The sequence below is a fragment of the Citrobacter sp. BIDMC107 genome (genome assembly GCF_001037575.1).
Taxonomy (GTDB): Bacteria; Pseudomonadota; Gammaproteobacteria; order Enterobacterales; family Enterobacteriaceae; genus Citrobacter; species Citrobacter freundii.
In genome coordinates this window covers 1534850-1559582 of the sequence record NZ_KQ089848.1, presented here as the reverse complement: position 1 = coordinate 1559582, position 24733 = coordinate 1534850, and the positions used below count along the sequence as shown (strand labels likewise).

Here is a 24733-nt window from a genome sequence, read left to right as displayed (position 1 = left end):
GTCCCTTTAATTATTCAGTCAGCGTCCAGCGTTGCAGCTGCGTATAACGCGTGCGTCCTCGTGCGAATGAAGAGGAGTAAAGTGCGAACTCCGTGACCGGAAATGACCAGCCAAAGCCCGGTGGGGGGATGGGAACCGCGTGTCCGGCATCGCGCAGCAGCGTGATATGTGGGTGAAACGGCTGCGGGCTTTGATAACATCCGCTGCGTGCGGCCTGCGCCCGCAGCATATTCGCGAGTTGTAACAGTCCGCGCGGTGGCTGACGCATCCCCAGCCACACGACCCGCGAACGCAGCCATTGCCCGGCATCATCCAGTTTGAGCGTAAAACCTGGCTGGCGAATGCGTCCGGCTAGTTGCGACAACGCCTGTTGTTTCTCTGCGCTGACATCACCTAAAAAGGCCAGCGTCAGATGCAGATTCTCGGCGGCGACGGGACGGCCTGCTTCAGGAGGGAACTGCGCGGTTCGCCAGTGGATTAACTGTTCCCGAACCCCGCCTGGCAATTCAATCGCAAAGAACAGCCTTTTTGGCTCAGACATGATGGATACTCGGTTATGAATTAACGCGATGCTACAATGCAGCGCGAAGAATGTTAACCCTCTGGAGCTATTTGTGACGTCGTTGCCCGTTGCCGCCGTAGTGCCTGAACTGTTTACCGCCCTTGATGCCTCGACGCAGGTGCTGCTGACCGCGCCGACCGGTGCCGGGAAATCGACCTGGCTGCCGTTGCGACTGCTTGAACATGGTGGCATCAAGGGGCGGATTATTTTGCTGGAGCCGCGCCGTCTGGCGGCACGCAACGTGGCGCAGCGGTTGGCGGAGTTGCTGAACGAAAAGCCCGGTGAGACCGTGGGTTATCGCATGCGCGCGCAAAGCTGCGTGGGGTCGCAGACCCGGCTGGAAGTGGTGACGGAAGGCGTTCTGACGCGCATGATCCAGCGCGATCCCGAACTCACTGGCGTCGGGTTAGTGATCCTCGATGAATTTCACGAACGGAGCCTGCAGGCCGACCTGGCGCTGGCTTTGTTGCTGGACGTACAGCAAGGTCTGCGTGACGATCTGAAACTATTGATCATGTCCGCAACGCTCGATAACGGGCGCTTGCAGCAGTTATTGCCCGATGCGCCCATGATTATCTCTGAAGGCCGCACATTCCCGGTCGAGCGACGGTATCAGCCGCTGGCGGCACATCTGCGTTTTGACGAAGCGGTGGCGATAGCCACGGCGGAGCTACTGCGCCATGAAAGCGGGTCGCTGCTGCTGTTTTTACCGGGCGTTGGGGAAATCCTGCGCGTGCAGGAACAACTGGCAACGCGTGTGGGCGGCGATGTTGTGTTATGTCCGTTGTACGGCGCGTTGACGCTGGCCGAGCAGCGCCTGGCGATTTTGCCCGCGCCGCAAGGTAAGCGCAAAGTGGTGCTGGCGACCAATATTGCCGAAACCAGCTTAACAATTGAAGGTATCCGGCTGGTGGTGGACTGCGCCCAGGAGCGCGTGGCGCGCTATGACGCGCGTACCGGTTTAACGCGGTTGATTACCCAGCGCATTAGCCAGGCATCGATGACACAGCGAGCCGGGCGTGCAGGTCGTCTGGAGCCAGGTATCTGCCTACATTTGCTTGCCAAAGAGCAGGCGGAAAGAGCGACGGCGCAGGGAGAGCCGGAGATATTACAGAGCGATCTGTCCGGACTACTGATGGAGCTGCTGCAATGGGGATGTACCGATCCTGAGCAACTGAACTGGCTGGATACGCCGCCCGCTATCAACCTGCAGGCGGCAAAACGGCTGTTGCAGATGCTGGGCGCGCTTGAGGGCGACAGGCTCAGCGCCCGTGGGCAGAAAATGGCGGCATTGGGTAATGATCCCCGTTTAGCGGCTATGCTGGTTAGCGCCAACAATGACAATGAAGCCGCAACGGCGGCAAAACTGGCAGCAATTCTGGAAGAACCGCCGCGCGGGGGCAGCACCGATTTAGCTGTTGCGTTTTCACGAAATCAGTCCGCCTGGCAGCAGCGCAGTCAACAATTATTGAAACGACTTAACGTACGCAGCGGGCAGCCCGACAGCGCGCTGCTTCCCTCGTTGCTGGCGCAGGCGTTTGCCGATCGGATCGCCCGTCGACGTGGGCAAGAAGGGCGCTATCAACTGGCCAACGGCATGGGAGCTATGCTGGATGTCGATGACGCTCTTGGACGCCATGAATGGCTGATAGCACCACTGTTACTGCAGGGCAGCGCGTCACCGGATGCGCGTATTTTGTTAGCGTTGCCGCTGGATATTGAAGTGTTGATGCAGACGTGTCCTGAACTGCTGCAACAGTCCGACACCATCGAATGGGATGAAACTCAGGGAACGTTAAAGGCGTTGCGTCGGTCGTGTATTGGCTCATTGACGGTAAAAGTACAGCCGCTGGCCAAACCCTCGGAAGAGGAGTTGCACCAGGCGATGTTGAATGGCATTCGCGATAAAGGACTCAGTGTGCTCAACTGGACGCCGGAAGCCGAGCAGTTTCGGCTGCGTTTGCAATGTGCGGCAATCTGGTTGCCGGAGTACGACTGGCCTGCGGTAGATGAAGATTCTCTTCTGGCGACGCTGGAGCGCTGGCTGCTGCCGCACATGAGCGGTGTGCACTCTCTACGCGCATTAAAAGCAGTAAATGTGGGTCAGGCATTGCGCGATTTGCTGGACTGGTCAATGCTGCAACGTCTGGATAGTGAACTGCCGGCGCATTACACTGTGCCGACGGGAAGCCGGATTGCTATTCGCTATCATGAGGATAATCCTCCGGTATTGGCCGTTCGGATGCAGGAAATGTTTGGTGAAGCGAAGACCCCAACCATCGCCCAGGGACGCGTGCCGCTGGTACTGGAGCTGCTGTCTCCGGCCCAACGACCGCTACAGGTAACGAGCGATTTGAGTGCGTTCTGGCAGGGATCGTACCGCGAGGTGCAAAAAGAGATGAAAGGGCGTTACCCCAAACATGTCTGGCCGGACGATCCGGCGAATACCGCGCCAACGCGGCGCACCAAAAAGTATTCATAGCTGTATGCGTGGTTGCCTGATGGCGCTGCGCTTATCAGGGCGAACGTAGGCCGGATAAGGCGTTTTACGCCGCCATCCGGCATAAATACAGCTGAAAATTGAGAGATTTCTTCTTCTGTCGCAGGACGGAAGAACAGAGAATCGGGCCTTTGCGCCTGAATGTTGCGGAGAAAAAGCATGGCGGGGAATGACCGCGAGCCAATTGGACGTAAAGGGAAACCCTCACGTCCGGTGAAACAAAAGGTGAGCCGTCGTCAACTCAGAGATGAAGAGTATGACGACGATTATGATGATGATGACTATGAGGATGAAGAACCGATGCCGCGTAAGGGTAAAGGCAAAGGGCGTAAGCCTCGTGGTAAACGCGGCTGGTTCTGGCTGCTGGTAAAACTGTCGATTGTTTTTTTGGTGCTGATCGCCATTTACGGCGTCTATCTGGACCAAAAAATCCGTAGCCGTATCGACGGTAAAGTCTGGCAGCTTCCGGCGGCAGTATATGGCCGCATGGTTAACCTTGAGCCAGAAATGCCCATCGGCAAGAACGAGATGGTGAAGCTGCTGGAGGCCACGCAGTATCGTCAGGTCTCGAAGATGACGCGTCCGGGCGAATTCACCGTACAGGCGAAGAGCATTGAGATGATTCGTCGTCCGTTTGACTTCCCGGACAGTAAAGAAGGGCAGGTGCGCGCACGTCTGACATTTGATGGCGATCATCTGGACACTATCGAGAATATGGATAACAACCGCCAGTTCGGTTTCTTCCGTCTCGATCCACGCCTGATTACCATGCTCTCTTCACCTAACGGCGAGCAGCGCCTGTTTGTCCCGCGCAGTGGATTCCCGGATCTGCTGGTAGATACGCTGCTGGCAACCGAAGACCGTCACTTCTATGAGCATGATGGCGTCAGCCTCTACTCGATTGGTCGTGCGGTGCTGGCCAACCTGACGGCCGGTCGCACGGTGCAGGGGGCGAGTACGCTGACTCAGCAACTGGTGAAGAACCTGTTCCTGTCCAGCGAACGTTCTTACTGGCGTAAGGCCAACGAAGCCTACATGGCGCTGCTGATGGATGCGCGTTACAGCAAAGATCGCATTCTTGAGCTGTACATGAACGAAGTCTATCTCGGTCAAAGCGGCGATAATGAAATTCGCGGCTTCCCGCTGGCGAGCCTCTATTATTTCGGTCGTCCGGTGGAAGAACTGAGTCTCGACCAGCAGGCGTTGCTGGTGGGGATGGTTAAAGGGGCGTCAATCTATAACCCATGGCGTAACCCGAAGCTGGCGCTGGAGCGTCGTAACCTCGTGCTGCGTTTGCTGCAACAGCAGCAGATCATCGATCAGGATCTGTATGACATGCTGAGCGCGCGTCCGTTAGGCGTACAGCCGCGTGGTGGAGTGATCTCGCCACAGCCAGCCTTTATGCAGATGGTGCGTCAGGAGCTTCAGGCGAAGCTGGGCGATAAAGTTAAAGATCTCTCCGGCGTGAAAATTTTCACCACCTTTGATTCCGTGGCGCAGGACGCTGCGGAAAAAGCGGCGGTGGAAGGCATTCCGGTGCTGAAGAAACAGCGTAAGCTGAGCGATCTGGAAACCGCGATTGTGGTGGTTGACCGATTCAGTGGCGAAGTTCGCGCCATGGTTGGCGGGGCAGAGCCGCAGTTCGCGGGCTATAACCGTGCGATGCAGGCGCGTCGTTCGATTGGTTCTCTGGCGAAGCCGGCGACCTATCTGACTGCGCTCAGCCAGCCGAAGCTTTACCGCCTGAATACCTGGATTGCTGATGCGCCGATTGCGCTGCGCCAGCCGAACGGCCAGGTGTGGTCACCGCAGAACGATGACCGTCGCTATAGCGAAAGCGGAAGAGTGATGCTGGTGGATGCGTTAACCCGCTCCATGAACGTACCGACGGTAAATCTGGGGATGGCGCTGGGCTTGCCTGCGGTAACCGATACCTGGTTGAAACTGGGCGCGCCGAAAGATCAGCTTAACCCGGTTCCGGCCATGCTGCTGGGGGCGTTGAACCTGACGCCAATCGAAGTAGCACAGGCGTTCCAGACTATCGCCAGCGGCGGGAACCGTGCGCCGTTGTCGGCGCTGCGTTCGGTGATTGCCGAAGATGGTACCGTGCTGTACCAGAGCTTCCCGCAGGCTGAGCGTGCCGTTCCGGCGCAGGCGGCGTATATGACGCTGTGGACCATGCAGCAGGTGGTTCAGCGTGGTACGGGTCGTCAGCTTGGCGCGAAATATCCTGGCTTGCATCTGGCAGGGAAAACCGGAACCACCAACAACAACGTGGATACCTGGTTTGCCGGGATCGACGGCAGCCAGGTGACCATCACCTGGGTGGGCCGCGATAACAACCAGCCAACCAAGCTGTACGGTGCCAGCGGCGCGATGTCGATTTATCAGCGTTATCTGGCTAACCAGACCCCAACACCGCTGGTGCTGACGCCTCCGGAGGATGTGGTGGATATGGGCGTAGACTACGACGGTAACTTCGTTTGTAGCGGCGGGATGCGCACGCTTCCGGTATGGACCACCGATCCTGATTCGCTGTGTCAGCAGGGTGAAATGCTGCAGCAGTCGGGGAATCCGTTCGATCAATCTTCTCAACAGCCGCAGCAGCAGCCTCAACAGCAGCAACCGCCGCAGCAAGAGAAGAAAGACAGCGATGGCGTGGCTGGTTGGATAAAAGATATGTTTGGCGGTAACTGATTTTTTAGCTGTCCTCCCCCGCATCGGTGCCTGCTGATGTGGGGGAATTCTCCCTCTTGCTGTATTCGCATTTCGGTCTGTATAGCAAGCTCAGGATAGGGTGAACAGTGATGGTGTTTCCTGCCTATATTTTCCGTTTAATCATAAATTCAATATATTATTTTTTTGTATATATCATCGGTTGGTTGATTTTATTCTATTTTTTCTGCGTTTTTTTATTATCTGCCCGTATGCATATGTGGGCAATATTGTTTTTATGAATATATTCATGCTGGCTAAAATCACCATTAAGAAAATATTATTTTCATAAATTGTTCTGCTAAAACAAGATGTTGTGTGTTGTTTCTTTAGTTTTGGTGAATGTGTTGATTAGCTTTTATTCATTATGGTACGTAGAATAGATGACACAAGGGAATGTTTTAAACTGAATGAGTTGATAAAGATATATTATATCTATGATGTTGTTGGATTTATATTCCAGCACTTCTCCAGCCATTGTCTATTTCCCCTCTGTGTTAACTTTTCTCTTCATTGATTTTTGTGAACATATGTAAGGAATACGTTATGTGCAAAAAAATTATCATCTCGTTGCTTGTCAGTAGTGCAATGGCAACTGTAGCAACATCTGCTTTTGCCGTTGATACCGGGACGGTAACGTTTAATGGGAAAATTCTTCCCGATAGTTGCGTGGTTGATGTAAATGGTACAGCGACAAACGGTACTGTGACGTTTAACAACCTTTCTCAAACTGCGTTTGGCGAAGATAAAAAAGTCGGCGACACGCAATCTTTTGCGATTACGCTGACAGAATGTGATGCTGCGGTTGCCAACCTCAATATCAAATTTGATGGGACGCGTATTGCCGGATACGACGATGAAGTCTTGCAGGCGACAGGGACTGCGCAGAACCTCGGGGTACGTATGCTTCCTGAAGGGAGCAGCAACTACGTGAAATTTGATGGCTCAGATCCTGAAGCGGCACTGAATAAGACTAACGGCGAGAGCGTGGTTTTTAATTATAAAGCTGAGGTTATCCAGGTTGGTAGCACTTTACCAATTACCGGTGATTATACCGCACAAGCGACCTATACTCTGCTTTATCGTTAATCATCATAAACCTGGCCCAGGCAGGGTCAGTATTTCAATGGAATGGAAAGATGAAACGACTTTTCACAGCATTAATATTTATATTAACCTCGGGATTAAATTCGGTTCAAGCTGGCGTAGTAGTGGGTGGCACACGAATTATATATCCGGCTAACCAGTCTGAAGTACAGATTGCTTTAAAAAATAAAGATAATGATAAACGTTATCTGGTGCAGAGCTGGGTCAGTAATATTGATGACAGCAAAGCGCCATTTATTATGATACCGCCAATTTACAAATTGGACGAAAACCGCCAGACGCTGCTACACGTGGTTTATACCGGAAATAAATCGGCGCTGCCTCAGGATCGTGAGTCATTATTTATGGCGAACATCAAATCTGTTGCAGCGATCCCAGAGGTATTGCATGACAAGAACACGTTACAATTTGCCATTAAAACTAAATTAAAACTGTTTTATCGCCCGGCCTCATTGACAGAAGACGAGGCAAAAATGGCCTGGCAATCGTTGCAATTTAGCCGCCATCAAAATCAACTGGTGGTGAAAAACCCCACACCCTTCTATGTCACCTTCGGACAGATCTCTGTGGCGGGAAAAGCGATTAAACCGGCTACAAACCAGTCCTCTCCGACGGCATTAACGATGATGGTCGCTCCATTTGGTGAGCAGCGTTTTCCGCTGCCATCGGCAGTAAAAGGCAACGTTGTCTGGACCGCAATTAATGATTTTGGCTCAGAAACCGAACAGCGTAAACAGTCGCTGTAAATCAGCTATCGATGAGTTATGGGGTGACATTTATGCCTTCACATCGTACTGCCCGGCTTTTTGCTCTCAATACGCTGACATTCGCTATATTGACTGCGAGTGGTTCCGTTTGTGCTGATGATTATTTCAATCTCAGTGTACTTGAAACGGGAACCCCACTTGAGAATACCGGGGCGCTTGAAGCTTTTTTACAGCATAATGGTTTATCCCCCGGGCGTTATTTAACGTCGATTGTTTGGGATCAGGATCGCATTGATAAACGAAATTTAAATTACCTCCTTTCAAAAGATAACAGCAAACTGATTCCGCAATTTACCAAAGCGGAGCTGCGCGAACTGGGCGTTAAAGTTGATACGGTTCCGGCATTAAATAATGTTAACGAAGATACGTTGCTGGGTGATATTAGCGAATATATCGCGGATGGACGCTATGACTTCAATCCAGAAACACAGGTGCTGCAATTACGTATTCCGCAGATCTACCGCGACCGCAAAATTTCGGGCGAAAGCAATCCCACTTTCTGGGATGACGGCATTCCGGCTCTGTGGACCAGTTACTATATTTCGGGATCGCACCAACAATCCGGAGGTCAAAATAATGCTTCGAACTGGGCAAGTTTGAATTCAGGGATGAATATCGGCCCCTGGCGTTTGCGTAACACCAGCAATTGGGGGAGTGATAATGGTTGGCAATCTATTAATACGACGCTTGGACGCGATGTCAAAGCATTGCGTAGCCAGCTTCAGATAGGGCAAACCTACACTAACGGCGAACTGTTCGATAGCGTGCAGATGACGGGCGTTAAGCTGGAGACAGATACCAGTATGCAGCCCAGTGGATTACAGGGCTTTGCCCCGGTCGTTCGTGGGATTGCTAATAGCGATGCCAAAGTCACCATTAAGCAAAACGGTTACACCATCTACCAGACCAACGTCTCGCCTGGCCCGTTTGAAATTCGTGATTTAACGCAGGTGACGGCAGGAGCGGATCTGGAAGTCACCGTGACGGAGGCCGACGGTACAGAGCGCAGCTTTATTCAGGCCAGCTCCTCGGTGCCGATTATGCAACGTGAAGGCGCGCTGAAGTACAGCCTGGCAGCCGGGAAATATCGCGATGTTGATAACGGTGAGGAGCCGGAATTCAGCCAGGCTACGGCAATTTATGGCTTACCTTTCGGAATTACCGCTTACGGCGGTCTGCAGGGCGCGTCGATGTATCGCGCCGGACTGGTCGGCATCGGAGCTGATTTACGCGATTTTGGTTCGCTGTCGATGGATCTGACGGCGGCGAGAACCGCGTTTGACGACGAACGCGCGGATGCGAATGGCCAGTCGTGGCGCGCGCAGTACGCAAAAGATTTTCCGTTAACCAATACCACGGTCACGCTGGCCAGCTATCGTTATTCCACCTCCGGGTTTTATACCTTTCAGGAGGCTCTCGATCAGCGTAATAACAGCTACGACGATGACAGCATCTATAGCTATCGCGATAGCTATAACCGTCGCAGCCGCCTGCAACTTAATCTTTCTCAGTCGTTACAGAGCTGGGGATCTGTATACGCCAACGCTTATCAGCAAGATTACTGGGGAATGGAAGGTCATGAACGAAGCGTGAGTCTCGGTTACAGCAGCAGTTGGCAGGGCGTTAACTGGTCGCTGAATTACAGCATGACAAAAACGCCATCAACCACTAACGATCAGCAGTTTTCTATCTCAATGAATGTCCCTCTTTCGCGTTGGCTGGCGAATGCCTGGGGAACATATACTCTGACAAGTTCAAAAAATGGTAATAGTGCACATCAGGTTGGCGTCAGTGGAACGCTACTGGAAGATAACAATTTAAATTATAACCTTCAGCAAACCTACACCGATAACGATGTCGGTTATGGTGCCTATCTCTCTTCCCGGTATCGGACATCGGTTGGCGAGTTCAGCACCAATTACAGTTATCAAAAAGACAGTAAACAGTGGGGCTATGGCGCCCAGGGTTCCGTTGTTGCGCATTCGCAGGGAATAACGCTTGGACAATCCATTCAGGATGCTTTTGCCATTGTGCACATTACCGATGGCGATAATGTAAAAATACAAAATTCCCGGGGGGTTTACACCGATTATTGGGGCAATGCCATTGTGCCAACTTTAACCAATTATCGCCGTAATACTATTACTGTGAATACTCAGGGACGTGATGATATTGATATTCAGGATGCTTCTCTGGATGTGGTTCCGACAAAAGGGGCCGTCCTGAAGGCTGACTTCACGGCGCGTTCAGGTAAGCGTGCATTACTTACCTTAAAACATGGTCAGAGCGTGGTTCCTTTTGGTGCTCTGTTAAGTATGGACGGTACGACATCGATCGTGGGTGACGACGGTGAAGTGTATGTCACTGGGCTAAAAGGAACACAGCGCATTGAGGTGCAATGGGGAAATACCGCACAGACGAAATGTACGGGCAGCGTAAGCGTGCCTGAGAACATGGGGACGGGAATTCTCTCAGCTACGGTTAATTGCCAATAATGGAAGATGGCTTATGAATACGGAAATTGTCAGATATGAGTAAAAGGAACATAAACATTTTCAGGGCTATGTTGATCATATTGATTTTAGCTGGATCTGCGGCACCTGTTTATGCCGCCACATGTACCGGAAATTACCCGGAAAATGGCGCAATGACCTTTCAGCTACCGGCAAGCATCACTGTGGAGCCTGACGTATCAGTTGGTACGGTTATTTATGAGGGAAGCATTGAGAGCGGCCAAATCGATATGGATTGCCAGGATACTGGCAACAAATACAAAGGTTACGCAGTGTTAACGGATGCCGATGCCCGCAATGGAGTGCTGGAAGGCGTTTATCAGACTAGCGTTCCAGGTATAGGTATCCGCATGGCTGAAGCGGAAGAACGAACACCTACCTTTACCTCTGAGGATATCGTCACACCCATGCATTTTTATAGCTATGGAGCAAGCGGATGGAACAGTATTCATACAAAGTACCATGCGTCAATGCAGTTGGTTGTGACGGGCGACGTCGAGGATGGTTATCTTGATACCTCCCGGCTGACAGCGCAAGAGAAGTGGGGGAATGATGTGATAGCTCAGATATTGGTATCTCCCACCAGCATTCATATCCAGACTAATACCTGTAACCTGGAGGATAAAAATATCTACGTGCCGCTGAAGACGATTAATGTCGATAACTTTGACAGTCAATTTTCAGAAGTACTCACCGATAACAGTTTCAAAATCGAGATTTCTGATTGTCGGGCAGGTACCCAAATCGATTATAAGTTCAACAGTGCTGGTTCGACAGGCGTTACGGATGGCAATATTTTGGCTATCGCCAGTGGAGACAGCTCTGCCAGCGGTGTCGGTATCCAGATTCTGGACACGAACAATAATGTGCTGAGTTTTGATCAAACCTATACCGCTGTGAGCAGCACCAGCGCTAACGAAGTGGCAGAAATTCCGCTGAAGGCACGCTATGCCAAAACCGGCAATGTCAAAGCCGGGAAAGTGGACGCCGTCGCGACTTTTGAGGTCTTTTACCGCTAACGCCTTGCGACCCGCTGCGGCGGGTTGTCTGCGCTCTAACATTCCAGCCTAATTTATTAACCCTTTCTTTTCATCTGGTTATTTCTTAACCCCTCAGTTTTAGTAGGGGCGCGTATTGCTTGCTATCTCGCCAGAGTTTCGAATATTATGCTGCCGTTATAATAATAATTCTCGTTTACGTTATCATTCACTTTCATCAGAGAAATACCAATGGCGCGTCTTAAAACTGCTCAGCCAAGTTCATCACTGCGTAAAATCGCAGTAGTGGTAGCCACAGCGGTTAGCGGCATGTCTGTCTATGCACAGGCGGCGGTTGACCCGAAAGAAGAAACCATCACCGTAACTGCAGCTCCTGCTCCGCAGGAAAGCGCATGGGGGCCTGCGGCAACCATCGCCGCACGACAGTCTGCTACGGCGACCAAAACCGACACTCCGATTCAAAAAGTTCCTCAGTCTATTTCAGTGGTCACCGCCGAAGAGATGGCGTTGCATCAGCCAAAATCGGTCAAAGAGGCGCTTAGCTACACCCCGGGCGTTGCCGTGGGTACGCGTGGTGCGTCCAATACCTATGATTACCTGATCATCCGTGGCTTCGCTGCCGATGGCCAAAGTCAGAATAACTATCTGAATGGCCTGAAGATGCAGGGTAACTTCTACAATGATGCGGTGATCGACCCTTATATGCTGGAACGCGCCGAAGTGATGCGTGGTCCGGTTTCCGTTCTGTACGGAAAGAGCAACCCAGGTGGGTTGTTGAATATGGTCAGCAAACGCCCGACCACAGAACCGTTGAAAGAAATTCAGTTCAAGATGGGCACTGACAGCCTGTTCCAGACCGGTTTTGATTTCAGCGATGCGCTGGATGATGACGGTGTATACTCTTACCGCTTAACTGGCCTGGCGCGTTCCGCGAATGCGCAGCAGCAGGGCGCAGAAGAACAACGCTATGCCATTGCGCCATCTTTCTCATGGCGTCCGGACGATAAGACAAACTTCACCTTCCTCTCCTACTTCCAGAACGAGCCGGAAACCGGTTATTACGGCTGGTTGCCGAAAGAAGGGACGGTGACTGAGTTGCCGAATGGCAAGCGTCTGCCTACCGATTTCAACGAAGGGGCGAACAACAATACCTATTCTCGTAACGAGAAGATGGTGGGCTACAGCTTCGATCACGAATTTAACGACACCTTTACCGTGCGTCAGAACCTGCGTTACGCGCAAAATAAAGTCTCGCAGAACAGCGTGTATGGCTACGGTATGTGCTCCGATCCGCTCTATACCAAGGATCCGGCTAACAGCCCTTGTGCCAGCGTTCCTCAGGCCGACTGGGATCATACGCTGACGCGTCAGTATGTTATCGATAATGAGAAATTGCAGAACTTCTCCGTCGATACTCAGCTGCAAAGCAAGTTCGCGACAGCCGACGTAGATCACACGCTGCTGACTGGCGTTGACTTTATGCGTATGCGTAATGATATCAACTCCTGGTTTGGCTATGCGGGTTCTGTTGCGCCGTCCGATATCTATAACCTCGACCGCAGCGACTTCGATTTTGGCTCACACCCAGGCCCTTCAGGTCCTTACAAAGTGCTGAACAAACAGAAGCAGACTGGCTTGTATGTTCAGGATCAGGCGCAATGGGATAAGGTGCTGGTTACTCTGGGCGGTCGTTACGACTGGGCTAAACAGGACTCTCTGAACCGTGTTTCTGGCGTAACGGATTCCCGCGATGATAAGCAATTCACCTGGCGCGGTGGGGTTAACTATCTGTTCGACAACGGCGTAACCCCGTATTTCAGCTACAGCGAGTCGTTTGAACCGGCTTCCCAGACCGGGGCAAGCGGTAATATCTTTGCGCCATCTAAAGGTAAGCAGTACGAAGCTGGCGTGAAGTACGTGCCGAACGATCGTCCAATCGTGATCACCGGTGCTGTCTATCAGTTGACCAAAACCAACAATCTGATGGCCGATCCGAACGGATCGTTCTGGTCAGTTGAAGGCGGTGAAATTCGTTCTCGCGGAGTGGAAATTGAAGCGAAAGCGGCGCTGTCTGCCAGCGTCAACGTAGTGGGTTCTTATACCTATACCGACGCGGAATACACCACCGACACCAACTACAAGGGCAATACGCCTGCGCAGGTGCCAAAACACATGGCATCATTGTGGGGCGATTACACCCTTTATGACGGCGCGCTTTCTGGGCTGACGTTGGGTACTGGCGTTCGTTATACTGGTTCCAGTTATGGCGATCCGGCAAACTCCTTTAAAGTGGGGAGCTATACGCTGGTGGATGCGTTAGTACGTTACGATCTGGCGCGCGTCGGCATGGCGGGCTCCAACGTGGCGCTGCATGTGAACAACCTGTTTGACCGTGAATACGTCGCCAGCTGCTTCAATACCTATGGCTGCTTCTGGGGCGCAGAACGTCAGGTCGTTGCAACCGCAACCTTCCGTTTCTAATTTCTATTGGGCACGCTTTGCGTGCCCGTTTTACAAGTTGGCTGCTATGCAGGAAAACAGATCCCATCCCGACACTACTTTTGCGTTGCGTAATGTCTCCTTTCGTGTGCCTGGCCGCACGCTTTTGCATCCTCTCTCATTAACTTTTCCTGTGGGTAAAGTGACCGGCCTTATCGGCCACAACGGTTCCGGAAAATCGACGTTATTGAAAATGCTGGGACGTCATCAGCCGCCGTCAGAAGGTGAAATCCTGCTCGACGAACAGCCGCTGGAGAACTGGAGCAGTAAAGCGTTTGCCCGCAAGGTCGCCTATCTGCCGCAGCAGTTGCCGCAGGCCGAAGGGATGACTGTGCGCGAACTGGTGGCGATTGGCCGCTATCCGTGGCACGGAGCGCTGGGACGTTTTGGCGTTGCCGACAGAGAGAAAGTAGAAGAGGCGATTTCGCTGGTTGGCTTAAAACCGCTGGCGCACCGTTTGGTTGATAGTCTGTCCGGCGGAGAACGCCAGCGCGCGTGGATTGCCATGCTGGTAGCGCAGGACAGCCGCTGTCTGCTGCTTGATGAACCGACTTCCGCGCTGGATATCGCTCATCAGGTTGACGTACTGGCACTGGTGCATCGCTTAAGTCAGCAGCGCGGGCTGACGGTGATTGCGGTGCTGCATGATATCAACATGGCGGCCCGCTACTGTGATTACTTAGTTGCGCTGCGCGGTGGTGAAATGATTGCACAAGGGACGCCTGCTGAACTGATGCGCAGTGAAACTCTGGAACAGATTTACGGTATCCCGATGGGCATTTTGCCGCATCCGGCCGGTGCCGCACCCGTGAGTTTTGTCTATTAATGATTGAATTACATCATATTACCCGTCGGCGGCTGCTTGCGGCGATGGCGCTGTCGCCGCTGCTGTGGCGGATGAATACGGCGCACGCTGCGGCGGTTGATACGCAGCGCATTGTGGCGCTGGAATGGCTACCGGTAGAGCTATTGCTGGCGCTGGGTATTACGCCGTATGGCATTGCCGATATCCCTAACTACAAGCTGTGGGTCAGTGAGCCCCCGTTGCCGGATTCTGTGATTGATGTCGGGCTACGTACGGAGCCCAATCTCGAACTGTTGACCGAAATGAAACCCTCGTTTTTGCTGTGGTCGGCAGGCTATGGTCCTTCCCCTGAAAAGCTGGCGCGGATTGCACCTGGCCGGGGATTTAACTTCAGTGACGGTAAAAAGCCGCTGGCCGTTGCGCGACAATCGCTGCAGGAAATGGCGCAATTGTTCAATCTGCAAGCCTCTGCTGAACGCCATCTGACCGAGTACGATCGTTTTATCGCCAGCCTGAAACCGCGCTTCATTCAACGCGGCGCGCGCCCTGTACTTCTCACTTCCCTGCTTGATTCGCGACATATGTTGGTGTTTGGCCCAAACAGCCTGTTTCAGGACGTGCTGGATGATTATGGGATCCCCAACGCCTGGCAGGGCGAGACAAACTTTTGGGGCAGCACTGCCGTGAGTATTGACCGTCTGGCTGCTTATAAGGATGTCGATGTGCTGTGTTTTGACCACGGCAACGATAAAGAGATGGCTGCGCTGATGTCTACGCCGTTGTGGCAGGCGATGCCGTTTGTCCGCAGCGGACGTTTTCAGCGTGTGCCTGCCGTCTGGTTCTATGGCGCCACGCTCTCGGCGATGCATTTTGCCCGCATTCTGGATAATGCGCTGGGAGGCAAAGCGTGAGTAAACGAATTGCGCTATTCCCGACCCTTCTTCTGGCGGTTCTGTTTGTCGCTGCCTGTTGGCTGACCTGGGTAAACTTCTCTGTTGCACTACCGCGCAGTCAGTGGCAACAGGCTATCTGGTCACCGGATATCAATGCTATTGAGCAGATGGTTTTCCACTACAGTCTGCTGCCGAGGCTGGCGATTTCGCTGTTGGTCGGTGCCGGGCTGGGGCTGGTCGGTGTCTTGTTTCAGCAGGTGCTGCGTAACCCACTGGCAGAACCCACTACGTTAGGTGTCGCAACCGGGGCGCAGTTGGGCATTACGGTTACCACGCTGTGGGCTATTCCCGGTGCGCTGACCACGCAATTTGCGGCACTGGCGGGAGCATGTGTTGTTGGGGCTCTGGTGTTTGGCGTTGCCTGGGGCAAACGTCTTTCTCCGGTGACGTTAATCCTTGCCGGGCTGGTGGTCAGCCTGTACTGCGGGGCAATTAACCAGTTGATGGTTATCTTCCATCACGATCAACTGCAAAGCATGTTTTTATGGAGCAGCGGTACGCTAACGCAGACCGACTGGAGCGGCGTACAGCGTCTGTGGCCGCAACTGCTGGGCGGTGTGATGCTGACGCTGTTGTTATTACGCCCAATGACGCTGATGGGACTGGATGACGGTGTGGCGCGTAACCTCGGTCTGGCGCTGTCGCTGGCACGTCTGGCGGCGTTATCGCTGGCCATTGTTATCAGCGCCTTACTGGTTAACGCGGTTGGGATTATCGGCTTTATTGGCCTGTTTGCACCGCTGCTGGCGAAAATGCTCGGCGCGCGTCGTCTGCTGGCGCGTCTGATGTTGGCCCCGCTGATTGGTGCGTTGATCCTCTGGCTCTCCGACCAAATCATTCTGTGGCTGACCCGCGTATGGATGGAAGTTTCCACTGGTTCGGTGACGGCGCTGATTGGCGCGCCATTGCTGCTGTGGCTGTTGCCGCGCCTTAGAAGTATGAGCGCGCCGGATATGAATGCCAGTAACCGCATCGCTGCTGAGCGCCAGAATGTACTGATGTTTGCCCTGGCGGGCGGGGCGATATTGCTGCTTACCGTTATTGTGGCGCTCGCGTTTGGCCGCGATGCTCACGGCTGGACATGGGCCAGCGGCGCGATGCTGGATGAGCTCATGCCCTGGCGCTGGCCGCGTGTTCTGGCAGCGCTGATTGCCGGGGTAATGTTAGCGGTAGCTGGCTGTATTATTCAGCGTCTGACCGGAAATCCAATGGCTAGTCCGGAAGTATTAGGAATTAGCTCCGGGGCGGCATTTGGCGTGGTGCTAATGTTATTTCTGGTCCCCGGCAATGCCTTTGGCTGGCTGCTGCCGGCCGGGAGCCTCGGTGCGGCAGCCACCTTGCTTATCATTATGATTGCCGCCGGGCGCGGGGGCTTTTCACCGCACCGCATGTTGCTGGCAGGGATGGCGCTCAGCACGGCGTTTACAATGCTGCTGATGATGCTGCAGGCCAGCGGCGATCCGCGTATGGCGGGGGTGCTAACCTGGATCTCCGGCTCAACTTATAACGCGAGTGGCGAACAGGTGCTGCGCACCGGGATTGTAATGGTCATCCTGCTGGCGATGACGCCGCTGTGCCGCCGTTGGCTGACAATTTTACCGCTTGGCGGCGATACGGCGCGGGCTGTCGGTATGGCTATTACGCCATCACGCGTGGGGTTACTGCTGCTGGCGGCAGGGCTGACGGCGACAGCCACTATGACCATTGGACCGTTGAGCTTTGTCGGGCTGATGGCGCCGCATATTGCCCGGATGATGGGTTTTCGTCGGGCGATGCCGCATATGCTGATTTCAGCGCTGGCGGGTGGCGTGTTGCTGGTTTTTGCTGACTGGTGCGGCAGGATGGTGTTGTTTCCGTATCAGATCCCGGCGGGATTACTGTCGACGTTTATTGGCGCGCCGTACTTTATCTATTTGTTGAGAAAGCAGAGCCGCTGAGGCTGATTCTTTTCATGTAGGCCGGATAAGACGCTTTGCGTCGCCATCCGGCAATAAAAAAGCCGGGTGGCGGCTTCGCCTTACCCGGCCTACGTTGCTTCTGGACGTTCTCCTTTACAGTTTCGCAAACACCCGGCGCGCGGCGTCGATGGTGTTATTGATATCTTCTTCACTGTGCGCCACGGACATAAAGCCTGCTTCGAACGCGGACGGCGCCAGATAAATTCCTTCATCCAGCATCATGTGGAAGAAACGCTTGAAGCGTTCAACGTCGCATGCCATAACATCCTGATAGCAGGTTACGGTTTCTGCATCGGTGAAGAATATCCCGAACATACCGCCTACATGATTAACTACCAGCGGAATATTCGCTTCTTCAGCAGCTTCCAGCAGACCTTCCGCCAGACGCGTCGTCAGTTCGTTCAGCGTTTCATGAATACCCGGCTGGGCGACTTCGGTCAGACAGGCATAACCTGCCGCCATCGCGATTGGGTTACCGGAAAGCGTCCCCGCCTGGTAAACCGGTCCAGTCGGCGCCAGTGCGTCCATCACATCGCGACGGCCACCAAATGCGCCAACGGGCATTCCGCCACCGATGATTTTGCCAAGACAAGTCAGATCCGGCACGACGCCGTAATAATCCTGTGCGCCGGCCAGCGCCACGCGGAAGCCAGTCATCACTTCATCGATGATCAACAGCGCGCCAAACTCATCGCATAGCGCACGCAGGCCCGGCAGGAATTCCGGCAGCGGCGGGATGCAGTTCATGTTGCCTGCGACCGGCTCAACAATGATGCAGGCGATCTCCTGCGGATATTGTTCAAATGCCGCACGTACTGAAGCGAGATCGTTATAGGTGCAGGTCAGGGTGTGTTTCGCGAAATCAGCCGGAACGCCCGGGGAGTTCGGCTGACCCAGCGTTAACGCGCCGGAACCCGCTTTGACCAGCAGACAGTCAGCATGACCGTGGTAGCAGCCTTCAAATTTGATGATCTTATCGCGACCGGTGAAACCGCGCGCCAGACGGATTGCGCTCATCGTCGCTTCCGTGCCGGAGTTCACCATGCGCACCATGTCCATGGTCGGCACGAGTTCAGTGACCAGCTCCGCCATTTTCACTTCCATTTCGGTCGGTGCGCCAAAGCTTAAACCGCGCTCCGCAGCTTCAATCACCGCATTACGGATTGCCGGGTGATTATGGCCCAGCACCATCGGTCCCCAGGAACCGACGTAGTCAACATAGGCTTTACCATCGACATCGTACAGATACGCGCCGTCGGCTTTTTCGATAAACAGCGGAGTACCACCCACGCCAGTAAAGGCGCGAACGGGGGAGTTAACGCCGCCAGGGATAAGTTCGCGTGCTGCGCTGTAGAGATTTTCAGACTTACTCATGGATGGGGTCCTGGTTCGTAGAAAAAGTAAATGCCCGCTATTCTAGTTATTCAGAGAAGGTTATGAAAGTTTTACGCATTTGAAACAATACGATTTGCAGGGGATTTTCGTGAAATGTGCGAGTAGAATGCCGATTCCGTATTTGTATTACCAATTAATGATCATCTGATGAAGACAGACACTCCCTCTTTTGAAGCACAACAAATTGTGCGTTTACGCCGCAGGGATCAAATCCGTCGACTCCTGGAACGAGACAAAACGCCGTTGGCGATCCTGTTGATGGCTGCCGTAGTGGGTACAGTGACAGGGCTTGTTGGCGTGGCATTTGAGAAAGCGGTGACCTGGGTGCAGAATCAGCGCATTGGCGCGCTGGCTCAGGTTGCGGACCATGCCATTCTGCTGTGGCCGCTGGCATTTATTCTCTCTGCGTTGCTGGCGATGGTTGGCTACTTTCTGGTGCGTAAATTTGCGCCGGAAGCCGGTGGTTCGGGGATCCCAGAGATTGAAGGCGCGCTGGAAGAGCTGCGGCCTGTGCGCTGGTGGCGCGTACTGCCGGTGAAATTTTTCGGCGGTATGGGCACGCTGGGTGCCGGTATGGTGCTCGGGCGAGAAGGACCGACCGTGCAGATCGGTGGTAACCTCGGGCGCATGGTGCTGGATATTTTCCGCATGCGTAGCGCAGAAGCGCGACATACCTTATTGGCTACCGGTGCGGCAGCGGGCCTTTCGGCGGCGTTTAACGCCCCTCTGGCGGGGATCCTGTTCATTATTGAAGAGATGCGCCCGCAGTTTCGCTATAACCTTGTCTCGATCAAAGCCGTGTTTACCGGCGTCATCATGTCGAGCATTGTGTTTCGTGTTTTCAACGGCGAGGCACCGCTTATTGAAGTTGGGAAGCTCTCCAATGCGCCGGTGAACACGCTGTGGTTGTATATGGTCCTGGGGATTATTTTTGGCTGTGTCGGGCCATTTTTCAACACTATGGTGTTGCGGACTCAGGATATGTTCCAGCGTTTCCATGGCGGCGATCTCAAAAAATGGGTGCTGATGGGCGGTGCGATCGGCGGTCTGTGCGGGATTCTTGGCTTAATTACACCTGAAGCGGCTGGAGGCGGGTTTAACCTGATACCTATCGCTGTGGCAGGGAATTTCAGCGTTGGTTTACTGCTGTTTATCTTTATTGCCCGCGTCATTACCACGCTGCTGTGCTTCTCGTCCGGCGCGCCCGGCGGGATATTTGCCCCGATGCTGGCATTAGGCACGTTGCTTGGCACCGCGTTCGGTATGGCGGCAGCGGCCTCTTTTCCGCATTATCATCTGGAGGCCGGGACCTTCGCCATCGCCGGAATGGGAGCATTGTTGGCGGCGTCGGTAAGAGCGCCGCTCACCGGTATTGTGCTGGTGCTGGAGATGACCGATAACTATCAGCTCATTTTGCCAATGATTATTACCTGTCTTGGCGCAACACTATTAGCCCAATTTATGGGCGGAAAGCCGCTATACTCGACTATCCTTGCCCGTACGCTGGCAAAACAGGAAGCGGAGCAGGCGGCTAAAAGCCAGGGTACAGCCGCTGGCGAGAATACTTGAACGAAATACCAGGGTATTAGATAATGGCCTTAACCATTGGGTTATAATTTGCCCAATTGCCAATGTCGTTTGGAGCAAAATATGAGTGATGACGTAGCGCTGCCACTGCAATTTACTGAAGCAGCAGCCAATAAAGTAAAAAGCCTGATCGCTGACGAAGATAACCCGAATCTGAAATTACGTGTGTATATCACCGGCGGTGGTTGCAGCGGTTTCCAGTACGGTTTCACCTTTGACGATCAGGTGAACGATGGTGATATGACCATTGAGAAACAAGGTGTTGGTCTGGTGGTTGACCCGATGAGCCTGCAATATCTGGTGGGCGGCGCGGTTGACTATACCGAAGGTCTGGAAGGTTCCCGCTTCGTTGTGACTAACCCGAATGCGAAAAGCACCTGCGGGTGTGGTTCTTCTTTCAGCATCTGATTGCTGTCTGTAATACCAGTGGTCTGATGGTGTAGGCCCGGTAAGCGTAGTACCACCGGGCAATGTGCCGGATAGCGGCGTAAACGCCTTATCCGGCCTACATATTCTGCATCATCATGTCAACGTCCGTTATCATCCAGCGCAAACGTCGGTAATTTCAAATGCCAGCGAATGGCGGCAAGCCGAATCAGCAGGGTGACAATCATCCCCATCATACTGGCGTTTTCCAGTGAAACATCAAAGGTATAAAACGCCGTCGCATGCACGATCCCGCCGATAATACAGGCTGTGGCGTAGATCTCGGTACGCAAAATCATCGGGACTTCACGTGCTAATACATCGCGAATGATCCCACCGCCGACGCCGGTAATCACCCCCATACAAATCGCCACCAAGGGGCCTGTTCCTGCGAGAAAGGCCTTGTTGACGCCAATACCCACGAACACCGCCAGGCCAACGGCATCCAGCACCGGAAGGATCCATTTCGGCAGGCGTCTTGGCTGCCGTACCAACAGGATCGTCAGCATGCTGGTGATCATCGCCACGACCAGATCGGTTGGATCTTTAACCCAAAAAACCGGTCCATTATCCAGCGCCATATCGCGGATCGTGCCACCGCCAACGGCGGTAACCACGCCGAGGACCAGGACGCCAAACGGATCCATACGTAATTTTCCGGCCAGTAATACACCAGAGATTGCAAATACCGCGGTGCCGACAATATCCAGCCAATAGACGAGCATTTTTAAATCCTCACAACAGACCTGGTGGGGGCAGGCGCTAATTTATCTGTGAAAGCGCATTACAGAGTTGTTTTGCGGCGAGGATAATACGCGGGCTCGCGCGTTCGAACCAGTCACTATTAAGTGTAATAACGGGTATTTTTAGCTGGTTTCCCCAGTATTGCTCAATTTTCAGAGTTTCGCCCGGACCGCCGGTTGCAACAATAGCCTGGGGGGCTCGTGCCAGGACCTGCTCACGGCTAACCTGCGGCCAGGGAACCCGACTACCGGCAAAGATGTTTTCTCCGCCGCATACCTCAAGAACTTCGTGCTGAATAGAACCTTTTCCACTGGTAAACAGAGGATTGGCACCAAACTGGAGAAACACGCGTTTTTTCGGTTTGTTGGCATACTGAGATTTAAGTAAAGCATAGTCATCAAGCATGGTTTGCGCCGCCTGTTTAGCTTGTTCAGGCTTGGGACTCCACGCAGCCAACTGGCGCAGCGCATCGGCAACCTGCTCAATGGAAACGGCGTCCACCCAGATGACCTTAATTCCCAGGGAGGTCAGTTGATTCACCTGCCGCTCAGCATTTCCCCCGCGCCAGGCGACGACCAAATCAGGTTTCAGCGCCACAATACGCTCAAGATTCATACCTTGCCATGTTGAGACCTCTTCAATATTTTTGGCTTCTGGCGGGTAGTTTGAGTAGCTGCTGACGCCAACGGGGGTAATGCCTGCGGCAAAAGCGAGTTCGGTATTGGCAGGAGAAAGCGTTACAACACGCGGTGCGGCGTAAAGGAACGCCGGGAGAGTGAAAAGCAGGGCGACCAGCGCCCTGGAGAATAATTTAGCCATGCGCCAGTTTCTGCACCAGCGTTTCAACCATCAGGCTTGACTGCTTCGCGGCAACCACCAGGAATTCGTCAAAGCTGAGATGGGACTGCTGATCGGCAACGTCAGAGATAGCGCGAACCACGACAAATGGCACCTTAAAGTTGTGGCAAACGTGCGCAATTGCGGTCGCTTCCATCTCAACGGCAATCGCCTGCGGGAAGTTATGCTTAATTTTAGCCAGCCCCACGGAACCATTAATGAATGCATCGCCGCTGACGATAAGTCCGCGAACAGCGTTCAGATTGAGTTCGGCGATGCAAGATTCTGCGGCTGCAATCAACGCAGGATCGGCTTTAAAACCAGCCGGGCAACCCGGTAGCTGACCAAATTCATAACCAAAGGCAGTGACGTCGGCGTCGTGATAGCGCGCTTCATCAGAAACTACGATATCGCCGACTTTCAGCGTAGAGGCCAGGCCGCCCGCGGAACCGGTATTAATGATGGCGTCCGGCTTGCAGCGTTCAAGCAGCAGCGTAGCGCCGAGCGCCGCAGCCACTTTACCGATACCTGATTTCAGAAGCGCAACCTCAGTACCGTTCAGTTGGCCGGTGTAAATTTCACAACCGCCGAGCGTGATGGTCTGACGGTTTTCGATTTTGTCACGCAGCAGCGTAACTTCTTCTTCCATTGCACCAATGATGCCGATTTTCATAGATTTACTCGCGATAAGCCAGATTTGAGGGCATAGTCTATCATGCGCTTAAGGGGTAGCGCATTTCTCAGGCGGGAGAGGATATGGTACAGATCGATTTCCGAAAAAAAATAAACTGGCATCGCCGTTACCGTTCGCCGCAGGGCGTGAAGACGGAGCATGAGATCCTGCGAATTTTTGAAAGCGATCGTGGACGTATTATCAATTCTCCGGCTATTCGCCGGCTGCAACAAAAAACCCAGGTCTTTCCGCTGGAGCGTAATGCAGCGGTGCGTACGCGTCTGACGCACTCGATGGAAGTGCAGCAGGTTGGGCGCTATATCGCGAAAGAGATCCTCAGCCGACTGAAAGAGCTAAAGCTGCTGGAGCAGTATGGTCTGGATGAACTGACGGGACCGTTTGAGAGTATTGTCGAAATGTCGTGCCTGATGCATGACATCGGTAATCCGCCGTTTGGTCATTTTGGCGAAGCGGCGATTAATGACTGGTTTCGCCAGCGGTTGTATCCCGCCGACGCGGAAAGTCAGCCTCTGAGTGATGACCGCTGCCAGGTGACGGCATTACGTTTGCGTGAAGGTGAAGAGTCGCTGAATGATATTCGCCGCAAGGTACGCCAGGACTTGTGTCATTTTGAAGGCAATGCGCAGGGTATTCGTCTGGTGCATACTTTGATGCGTATGAACCTTACCTGGGCGCAGGTTGGCGGTATTTTAAAATATACCCGTCCGGCATGGTGGCGCGGCAGTGCACCCGAGACGCACAACTATTTAATGAAGAAGCCTGGTTATTACCTTTCCGAGGAACCGTATATTGAGCGGTTACGTAAAGAATTATCATTAGCACCTTACAGTCGTTTTCCATTAACCTGGATTATGGAAGCTGCCGATGATATCTCATATTGCGTGGCCGACCTGGAAGATGCCGTTGAGAAAAGAATCTTTAGCGTCGAGCAACTTTACCATCATCTGCATGAAGCGTGGGGGCATCACGAAAAAGGCTCTCTGTTTAGTCAGGTTGTTGAGAACGCCTGGGAAAAATCACGTTCAAATACATTAAGCCGCAGCACCGAAGATCAGTTCTTTATGTATTTACGCGTCAATACGCTGAATAAACTGGTTCCGTATGCGGCCCAGCGGTTTATTGATAATTTGCCGCAGATTTATGAAGGCAGCTTTAATCATGCGCTGTTAGAAGATGCCAGTAGCTTCAGCCAGTTACTGGGCGTTTATAAGAATGTGGCGGTAAAACATGTGTTTAGCCATCCGGATGTTGAGCAACTGGAATTACAGGGCTATCGGGTGATCAGCGGGTTGCTGGAGATCTATCAACCGTTATTGAAAATGTCTCAGTCAGATTTTACTGAACTGGTCGACAATGAAAGAGTAAAACGTTTTCCTATCGAGTCCCGTTTATTTCAGAAGTTGTCTACCCGCCATCGTCTTGCGTATGTTGAGGCGGTTAGTAAAATATCGACGGAGTGCGCTGAGTATTCGGTTCTGGAATATTATTATCGCTGCCGGTTGATCCAGGATTATATCAGCGGGATGACAGATTTGTATGCCTGGGATGAATATCGTCGCTTGATGGCCGTAGAACAATAAATACTCATTTGTAAAGACGGCCAATAAAATTTTACTTTTTCCTGAAACTCAATTCTGGAACTTAGCGTTATAAAACGACTCTGACGTATACAG

The 24733-nt window shown here is 53.0% G+C and carries 18 protein-coding genes and 1 pseudogene; 14 read left to right on the top strand and 5 right to left on the bottom strand.

The window, feature by feature from the left end; genetic code table 11:
* Positions 1-10: 10 nt before the first annotated feature.
* Entirely contained in the window at positions 11-541 is a 531-nt protein-coding gene (gene thpR, locus SK39_RS07290) for an RNA 2',3'-cyclic phosphodiesterase (protein ID WP_048216830.1), read from the bottom strand.
* Between the two features lie 73 nt (positions 542-614).
* On the opposite strand from thpR, the gene hrpB reads away from it, so the two are divergent.
* The 10 genes from hrpB (at position 615) to fhuB (ending at position 17356) form a co-directional block, all read left to right on the top strand.
* Positions 615-3044: an ATP-dependent helicase HrpB gene (gene hrpB, locus SK39_RS07285; protein WP_048216829.1), complete on the top strand. Its 2430-nt coding sequence runs from the start codon at positions 615-617 to the stop codon at positions 3042-3044.
* 177 nt (positions 3045-3221) lie between these two features.
* On the top strand, positions 3222-5759 hold the full coding sequence (gene mrcB, locus SK39_RS07280; protein ID WP_003018611.1) for a bifunctional glycosyl transferase/transpeptidase: 2538 nt from the start codon (positions 3222-3224) through the stop codon (positions 5757-5759).
* A 564-nt stretch (positions 5760-6323) separates the two neighbouring features.
* Entirely contained in the window at positions 6324-6866 is a 543-nt protein-coding gene (locus SK39_RS07270) for a fimbrial protein (RefSeq protein ID WP_048216828.1), read from the top strand.
* 50 nt (positions 6867-6916) lie between these two features.
* Positions 6917-7630, top strand: a complete 714-nt coding sequence (locus tag SK39_RS07265) for a fimbrial biogenesis chaperone (RefSeq protein WP_171279009.1) — start codon at positions 6917-6919, stop codon at positions 7628-7630.
* A gap of 32 nt (positions 7631-7662) precedes the next feature.
* A complete protein-coding gene (locus SK39_RS07260) occupies positions 7663-10146 on the top strand; it encodes a fimbria/pilus outer membrane usher protein (RefSeq protein ID WP_048216826.1) in 2484 nt (827 codons plus the stop codon).
* A 35-nt stretch (positions 10147-10181) separates the two neighbouring features.
* Positions 10182-11183 carry a fimbrial protein gene (locus SK39_RS07255; RefSeq protein WP_224769938.1) on the top strand — a complete coding sequence of 334 codons (1002 nt, stop codon included), beginning with the start codon at positions 10182-10184 and terminating at the stop codon, positions 11181-11183.
* 210 nt (positions 11184-11393) lie between these two features.
* Positions 11394-13643, top strand: coding sequence for a ferrichrome porin FhuA (fhuA, locus tag SK39_RS07250; RefSeq protein ID WP_044714923.1), 2250 nt, complete (start codon positions 11394-11396; stop codon positions 13641-13643).
* A 46-nt stretch (positions 13644-13689) separates the two neighbouring features.
* Positions 13690-14487 carry a Fe3+-hydroxamate ABC transporter ATP-binding protein FhuC gene (gene fhuC / locus SK39_RS07245; RefSeq protein ID WP_003845793.1) on the top strand — a complete coding sequence of 266 codons (798 nt, stop codon included), beginning with the start codon at positions 13690-13692 and terminating at the stop codon, positions 14485-14487.
* On the top strand, positions 14487-15377 hold the full coding sequence (gene fhuD, locus SK39_RS07240; RefSeq protein ID WP_003837517.1) for a Fe(3+)-hydroxamate ABC transporter substrate-binding protein FhuD: 891 nt from the start codon (positions 14487-14489) through the stop codon (positions 15375-15377). Before fhuC ends, fhuD begins: the two co-directional genes overlap by 1 nt.
* Positions 15374-17356, top strand: coding sequence for a Fe(3+)-hydroxamate ABC transporter permease FhuB (fhuB, locus tag SK39_RS07235; RefSeq protein WP_003018589.1), 1983 nt, complete (start codon positions 15374-15376; stop codon positions 17354-17356). Before fhuD ends, fhuB begins: the two co-directional genes overlap by 4 nt.
* A 114-nt stretch (positions 17357-17470) precedes the next feature.
* On the opposite strand, the gene hemL is transcribed toward fhuB, so the two are convergent.
* A complete protein-coding gene (hemL, locus tag SK39_RS07230) occupies positions 17471-18751 on the bottom strand; it encodes a glutamate-1-semialdehyde 2,1-aminomutase (protein ID WP_003837523.1) in 1281 nt (426 codons plus the stop codon).
* 168 nt (positions 18752-18919) lie between these two features.
* Between hemL and clcA the strand changes: the two genes are divergently transcribed.
* From clcA to erpA, 3 genes and pseudogenes are all read left to right on the top strand, one after another.
* Positions 18920-20341, top strand: a complete 1422-nt coding sequence (clcA, locus tag SK39_RS07225; RefSeq protein ID WP_048216825.1) for a H(+)/Cl(-) exchange transporter ClcA — start codon at positions 18920-18922, stop codon at positions 20339-20341.
* Positions 20342-20364: 23 nt separating this feature from the next.
* Positions 20365-20430: pseudogene (yadW, locus tag SK39_RS27380) on the top strand (small protein YadW).
* Positions 20423-20767 (top strand): iron-sulfur cluster insertion protein ErpA, encoded by a 345-nt coding sequence (gene erpA / locus SK39_RS07220; protein ID WP_003018581.1) that lies wholly within the window; start codon positions 20423-20425, stop codon positions 20765-20767. The pseudogene yadW and the gene erpA overlap by 8 nt, the downstream one beginning before the upstream one ends.
* A gap of 119 nt (positions 20768-20886) precedes the next feature.
* Here the strand turns inward: erpA and SK39_RS07215 are convergent, their stop codons facing one another.
* From SK39_RS07215 to mtnN, 3 genes are read right to left on the bottom strand one after another with little or no spacing between them, the layout of a single operon-like run.
* Positions 20887-21510 carry a TRIC cation channel family protein gene (locus SK39_RS07215; RefSeq protein WP_003018578.1) on the bottom strand — a complete coding sequence of 208 codons (624 nt, stop codon included), beginning with the start codon at positions 21508-21510 and terminating at the stop codon, positions 20887-20889.
* Positions 21511-21547: 37 nt separating this feature from the next.
* Positions 21548-22348 carry a vitamin B12 ABC transporter substrate-binding protein BtuF gene (btuF, locus tag SK39_RS07210; RefSeq protein ID WP_003018575.1) on the bottom strand — a complete coding sequence of 267 codons (801 nt, stop codon included), beginning with the start codon at positions 22346-22348 and terminating at the stop codon, positions 21548-21550.
* Entirely contained in the window at positions 22341-23039 is a 699-nt protein-coding gene (mtnN, locus tag SK39_RS07205) for a 5'-methylthioadenosine/S-adenosylhomocysteine nucleosidase (protein WP_003018572.1), read from the bottom strand. The genes btuF and mtnN overlap by 8 nt, the downstream gene beginning before the upstream one ends.
* Positions 23040-23122: 83 nt before the next feature.
* Here mtnN and dgt point away from each other — a divergent pair, with 83 nt between their 5' ends.
* A complete protein-coding gene (gene dgt / locus SK39_RS07200) occupies positions 23123-24640 on the top strand; it encodes a dGTPase (protein ID WP_003845805.1) in 1518 nt (505 codons plus the stop codon).
* The last annotated feature ends 93 nt before the right edge of the window (positions 24641-24733 follow it).